Here is a 6,630-nt window from a genome sequence, read left to right as displayed (position 1 = left end):
AAAGCCTTATGGAGTTTGAGTCTTGGTGTATTTCATCCTGATTCAGGCTCGTCAATATTTAGATGCGTTTGCCCTGGCTTTGAAACCTTTCCCTTCTCCGAAAACTGGGAAACTAACCCCACCCTAGAAGCTGCTGGTAAAACCTACTACGAATATCGCGCCGCCTTAATGGTTCGCAACAACCAGGGACTCACCGACACATACAACCGCTTCCACGATCCCGACGAACGCCACCCCGATATTTTACAACTACGCTTACTCCACGCCCAAATGGATCGGGCTGTCCTCGATGCTTACGGCTGGACAGATATTTCCACAGACTGCACTTTCCTGCTTGATTACGAAGACGAAGAAGACGACGAAAACACTAGCAAACGCCAGAAGAAAAAGCCTTGGCGCTACCGTTGGCCCGAAGAAATTCACGACGAAGTATTAGCCCGTTTACTCGAACTCAACCAGCAACGCGCCGAAGCGGAAATTTTAGGCGGTAAAGCTGCTGAGAAAGAGAAGGTAAAAGGGAATACTAAAAAGGCAGGAAAAACGCGGAAAGCAACAGAAACGAATCTAACTATTCCTGGTTTCCCATCTGCTTCTGTCTAAACAGGTTCAACGTCAGTTATGCCAATGAATTCCCAAAGAATATTATGACCACATCTGCCGAAGTGCGATCGCATCTAATCCGCGCCATGCAACTAGACTTGGTGGGGCCAACCCCTGATGATGTTGAATATGCCGAGGAAATCCTCACCCAAGCTCCTTCTAAGTGGTATCTTACAGGTTTTTTAGTACCTTTTGGAGCGCCTGTTGAAGTGCGATCGGACGAAACAGCAGATGACACACTCGAACAACTTAGTAGCAGTGATACTAATGAAGATGCCAATGCTCCCGAAACCTCCTCAGCCCGTAAAGCTCACTTTCCTTCTTCCATTGGCTTGAGCTTTCTTCTACCAGAAAATACCACAGAACTGAATATAACTGTGCAGTGGGGTGACTACCAATTTCTTGAAAGCGAAACAGAATTAGATCATAGCGAGAATCCCCAGTCAGCCAAGCAAGAATTATGGCAACGCTCCCCTCATTGCATTAGTATGCCTATTTCTCTGCTGGGAAATCAACGAAAAATTCAGATTGAAGTTCCAGACAGCAACGGTTTAAAGTTATTTGTGTCAAATCGGTCTGTAGCTTCATCACCTCAACAAAAACTCCCTGTTGGTACGCGTTCGGTTTCAGTATTCTTAGTTAACTACCGCAGCAACAATCCCAACCAAAAGCACGACATCAGTTTTATTTTTCAAGCCTGCCTCACCATCCGCACAGCTGACGCTTTTGTATCCCGCCCTAACTTGCGGGGGCAAAACAGCCAAGACAGGGACGAAGCGGTGTCAAGCCTGCAATATCGCAACGATTGCGAATATGCTGTTGGACACAACGTTTCTGCTATTACTATCCTTAGCTCGAATCATATCTGTCAAGAAATTCGTACTAACTGGATGCCCACAGCAGAGGTGCCCAGAGTAGAACCAGCAGATATTCCGGGGCTAAAACTAGGCATGGAAGCACTAGCTAAGGCAAAAGACGCGGCAGCTATATCTGAGATGGTTTACCCAATGGTGTCTGAATATACTGACTGGATTACCAAACAGCAAGCCGCAGCCCCCACTGAACCGCACCAGAGAAAAATTGCTAGTGAATTATTAACCACAGCTAGCAGGATTAACCAACGCATAGCCGCCGGATTACAAGCTTTAGAAGATCCTCTGGTGCTAGAAGCTTTTCAAATTGCTAACCAAGCTCTAGCAACTGCTAGAAGACAACGCCTAACTCACGATGATCCAAACAAATCCCCTGAAGACTTTTCACCACCGAAGTGGCGACCTTTCCAGCTAGCTTTTCTGCTGTTGAACATCCTGAGCATTGCTCAACCAGAACATCCAGATCGGGAAATAGTAGATTTGCTGTTCTTTCCCACTGGTGGCGGCAAAACCGAAGCCTATTTAGGGTTGGCAGCCTTCACTCTGGTGCTGCGTCGTCTGCGCGATCCTAGTATCCACTCTGCTGGTGTCAGCGTTCTCATGCGCTACACTCTGCGCCTCCTCACCCTAGACCAATTGGAAAGAGCCGCAACCCTCGTCTGTGCCTTAGAACTAGAACGTCAGCAAAATCCTAGACTAGGTAAGCATCCCTTTGAGATTGGGTTGTGGGTTGGGCAGGGTGCCACACCCAATAAAATGGGTAAAAAAGGCGACAAAGATAATTCAGCTTGGGCTCGGACTCAAGAATTTGATCGGCATTATCCTCATAAACCAAAGCCGATTCCCCTAGAGAGGTGTCCTTGGTGTGGCACGGAATTGAAAGCACGATCGTTTCAACTTTTACCACTTGCCGATGCACCTACTGACCTCCGGGTAATCTGCGACAATCGGAAAAAACACGCAGATGGTAAACATGCTTGTGTATTTAAAGGCAACAATCCCCTACCCATCATTGCCGTAGATGAACAAATCTATCGACGGCTTCCTTGCTTCATAATTTCCACCGTTGATAAATTTGCAAATCTGCCTTGGGTTGGTCAAACTGGAGCGCTATTTGGCAAGGTAACTCATTTTGATGAAAAAGTAGGATTCACGGGGCCAGCTGATGCTAAAACCAAAGGTCGAGCCTTAGACAAAAATTTACCCCCACCAGATTTGATTATTCAAGACGAATTGCACTTGATTTCTGGGCCTCTGGGAACAATGGTGGGATTATACGAAACGGTTATCGATGTTCTGTGTAGTGTGACGCACAATGATAAAACTATCCGACCGAAGATTATTGCCTCCACTGCTACAGTCCGCCGTGCCGAGCGCCAAATTCAAGCTTTATTTAGTCACAGCCAGGTAGATATTTTTCCGCCTCCTGGGCCCGATCGCCACGACTCCTTTTTTGCAGAAACTATACCAATTACCAAAACACCGGGACGGCTTTATGTCGGAGTTGTAGCCCAAGGACGCAGCCTTAAAGTAGTTCTGTTACGAGCATACTTAGCCCTGTTGGGAGCAGCTAAACAAGCTTGGGAAGATGCCGACGGAAAAACAAATCAGGATAATCCTGCTGACCCTTATATGACACTGCTAGGTTATTTTAATTCCCTGCGGGAATTGGGTGGTAGTCGCCGCCTAGTAGAAGATGAGGTAAACTCGCGCCTGAGTCATTATGGCGATCGCCGTCGTTACCAAGAACCGTTAAGCTTATTTTGCGATCGCAAAATAGATGATGAACCGGAAGAATTAACCTCTCGCATCAGCACTAACAAAGTTGCTAATACCAAACGTCGTCTAGCTTTACCTTTTCATGAGAAAGAAAGAGTTGATATTGCCCTAGCAACTAACATGATTTCCGTAGGGCTAGATATCACGCGTTTAGGGCTGATGGTAGTTTTAGGACAGCCGAAAACCACTGCTGAATACATCCAAGCCACCAGCCGCGTCGGTCGAGAAGCTGAAAAACCTGGTTTAGTCGTTACCTTACTCAACATTCACCGACCGCGCGATCGCTCTCACTACGAACGTTTTCAAATCTGGCATGATACTTTCTACCGCACAGTGGAAGCAAGTAGCGTTACTCCCTTCTCACCCCGCGCCATCGATCGGGGTTTATCAGGTGTTACCGTTGCCCTTGCCAGATTAGGTAATGCAGAGATGACAGCGCCTCTTGGTGCTGCTCAAATTAGCCAACATCGCCTGCTTTTAAATTTTGTTGTGGATGCGCTCGTTAAACGTGCAGAAGGACATAGCCCTTTAAAAGCCGATGAAGCTGAAAGTCTGCGTCAAGAAATCCGGCGACAAGTTACAGACCGTTTAGATACATGGCAACATATTGCCGTGCAAGACCAACGCCTACAATATCAACGCAATGAAATAGAGATGGCAGCCCCTTTACTACTCGATGCCCTTGACCCCAAGGCGGACAAAGAAAGTAGCGATCGGCAAAAATTTAAAGCCCAACGCAGCTTGCGAGATGTCGAGCCAGTAGTGAAACTTTTTGTGCGTGACCCCGTTGGTTTAGAAATAGAGGAAGAGGTTTAATGAAGAAGTCAAATAATAAAATAAAACCACAAGCAGAAATCCGCCAAAGCCAGCTTTTATCAACCTTTGGTCCAGGAGCAATGGTAGATTTACCTAAATATTCGGTAGTAATTGGGGGATTGACCTACTGGAAAGGCGAAATGCAGGCTATTCGTGAAGACCGTTTGAAAGATAAAGTTTGCAAAATGCTGCGAGTTGAGAATATTGAACTATTTAGTCCACCGCGAGAGACTTCAGACCCGAATATGCCTCTTAGTGGTGTGGATGCATTTATTTTTCCTGCTTGGTTTGTAGCTCAAGTTGATCAAACTATTCGTTTCAACGGGAAAGATTATCGTACTCGTCCCCTAGCTAACTGGCGAACAGTTAAGGAGGGATCAAAATTTGAAGGACAGCGCGTGTCATACGTACCAGTCCGCTTTGTGCAAGCTTGTATAAATGGACATCTGAGCGATATAAACTGGTACGCCTTTGCCCATAATGATTTTAAAACCACCTGTCAAGGACAACTATGGCTAGATGAAGGTGGCTCTGGCAATGACTTTGAAGAAATTTTTGTTCGATGTCAAGACTGTAATGCCCGTCGTCCCCTTTCCATAGCTAAAGCCAAAAATTCCAAAGTTTTCGGAGAATGCAAAGGGGATCGTCCTTGGCTAGGTGCTAAAGCTAAGAAGGAAGATTGTTGGGTTTGTGCCCCAGATAAATCAGGTAATATTGTCCAAACCAACGAACGAGAACATAACCGTCTTTTGGTACGTTCTGCTAGTAATGCCTATTTTGCTCAAACCCTCAGTGTGATTTCGATTCCAGATGCTGACGAGCAATTGAAAAAAGTAGTAGATCGCCATTATTTAAAAGACTTGGAATATTGGGAAGACTTGGATGAGGTACAAAAAAATCTGAAAAGGAATCCTAAGTATGCTGACTTAACTAAATTTGGAGCAGAGGTGGTTTGGGCAGAAATTCAACGCCGTCAAAGTGGAAGAAGCAGCGATTCTAAAACCATCAAACAAGTAGAAATTGAAGCCTTACTTTCTTGTTCAGCAGAGATAGGTACTTCTAATGACGAGTTTTATGCTACTAAACGCAAGTTAGATAATTTCAATCCTGCACTCTTGCCATTTATAGAACAGGTAGTGTTGGTACATCGTCTGCGAGAAGTAATTGCCCAAGTTGGCTTTACCCGTTTTGAGGCATCCATCCCTAATATTGAAGGAGAAATTGATGATTTAAGCATTAATGTGCGGCGTGCTGATTTGGATTTTGAACGTCAGTGGGTGCCTGCGATTGAAAATAAAGGCGAAGGGGTGTTTATTGCCTTTAACAAACAAGCTATAAAAGATTGGCAGCAACGGAAGGCTGTTAAACAGCAGGGGCAAAAATTAGAAAGGGGTTTCAATATCTGGCGCGATCGCAAAGGTATTCCCCCTGAAAAAGCCATTTTCCCTGGACTTCCTTATATTATGCTGCATTCCCTATCACATCTCTTGATTACAGCAGTATCTTTGGAGTGTGGTTATGCAGCTAGTTCAATTCGTGAACGCATCTATGCCAGTGATGCAGGCTATGGCTATGGCATCCTTCTATATACTGGTTCTCCTGGTTCTGAGGGGACTTTAGGGGGACTTGTACAAGTAGGAAATCAACTTGAAGAACATTTGAATGTTGCCTTAGAGTTGGGAAAACTTTGTTCTAACGATCCAGTATGCGCTCAACATCAACCAGATAACGTACAAGAGGAAAGATTTTTGGCGTTGCTGAATGAAGGGATGAATAGATTTATGTAGGTACAGTTTGATACTTCAAATAATGAAGTAATAATTTAATTGAGTACCTCAGCATTTCTTCTGATTTGGAATAGCATAAGGTCTTTCGGTGAAGGCGTGCAAGATAATGTCTAACCCTTGTGTTTTCATTTTCAACCCGTGTCATATATGTTTTACTGACAATTTGGTCTTCATCAGGGATAAAACTTGGGTAAACTTTCCAACCATCTGTCACATAGAAATAGCTCTGCCACTGCTTAACAATTTCCCATAATGGCTCAAACGTTTCAGCGCTATGATCTCCTAGAACCCACGCCAAAATCCCTTGAGTAAAGTGATTTACTGCTGTCCACAGCCAAATTTTGTTTTTTTTGAGCCTATGAATGTCTCTAATTCATCCAGTTCTCCAACTTCTGGAATGACATCTTCTTTTGGTACATCGGGAAGTTTTTCTCCCAGTTGTTTGACCCAATAAATGATAGTAGTATGATGCACTCCTTTAACCCGTTGAATACCGCGAAAACCCATGCCGTTAAGGTACATTTTTAAACATTCCTGTTTTAACTCCTCAGAATATCCTTTTGGCGGATCGTACACGTCGATAAATTGGCGAGCACAGTTAGTACAGATGTGATTTTGCTTACCTCTTCGCTTACCATTCTTCCGAATTTCCGTAGACCCACAGTATGGACATTGCACAGTAGATAACCTCAACTCATCCCTCTCCTAAGAAACCATCTCTGTAACAGAAGATTGAGCGATTAGATCAAAGCCTAACGCTTGTGCCTTTTTCTTCA

Annotated in this window: 3 protein-coding genes and 1 pseudogene; 3 read left to right on the top strand and 1 reads right to left on the bottom strand. The window is 44.6% G+C overall.

Translation table 11 applies throughout. The features are described from left to right. From G1O98_RS36095 to G1O98_RS36085, 3 genes and pseudogenes are all read left to right on the top strand, one after another. Nucleotides 1-600: pseudogene (locus G1O98_RS36095) on the top strand (class I SAM-dependent DNA methyltransferase); the annotation flags it as partial. Between the two features lie 44 nt (nucleotides 601-644). Continuing rightward, complete coding sequence (drmA, locus tag G1O98_RS36090) at nucleotides 645-4,067, top strand: DISARM system helicase DrmA (RefSeq protein ID WP_163938971.1); 3,423 nt, start codon at nucleotides 645-647, stop codon at nucleotides 4,065-4,067. Further along, a complete protein-coding gene (locus G1O98_RS36085; protein ID WP_163938969.1) occupies nucleotides 4,067-5,854 on the top strand; it encodes a DUF1998 domain-containing protein in 1,788 nt (595 codons plus the stop codon). Before drmA ends, G1O98_RS36085 begins: the two co-directional genes overlap by 1 nt. On the opposite strand, the gene G1O98_RS36080 is transcribed toward G1O98_RS36085, so the two are convergent. Next, a protein-coding gene (locus G1O98_RS36080) for an IS1 family transposase (protein ID WP_163938967.1) occupies nucleotides 5,847-6,532 on the bottom strand; the annotation gives its coding sequence in 2 pieces (ribosomal slippage) (nucleotides 5,847-6,193 and nucleotides 6,193-6,532; 687 coding nt in all). The two genes, G1O98_RS36085 and G1O98_RS36080, sit on opposite strands and share 8 nt — an antisense overlap. Nucleotides 6,533-6,630: the final 98 nt, after the last annotated feature.

The sequence above is a fragment of the Nostoc sp. UIC 10630 genome (assembly GCF_010747425.1).
Classification (GTDB): Bacteria; Cyanobacteriota; Cyanobacteriia; order Cyanobacteriales; family Nostocaceae; genus Nostoc.
Note: the sequence above shows the minus strand (reverse complement) of the source record. Positions and strands in the feature narration are given on the sequence as shown.

Coding starts and splice junctions, on each gene's coding strand:
- drmA (WP_163938971.1), top strand. CDS start 645: ATGACCACATCTGCCGAAGTGCGATCGCATCTAATCCGCGCCATGCAA.
- G1O98_RS36085 (WP_163938969.1), top strand. CDS start 4,067: ATGAAGAAGTCAAATAATAAAATAAAACCACAAGCAGAAATCCGCCAA.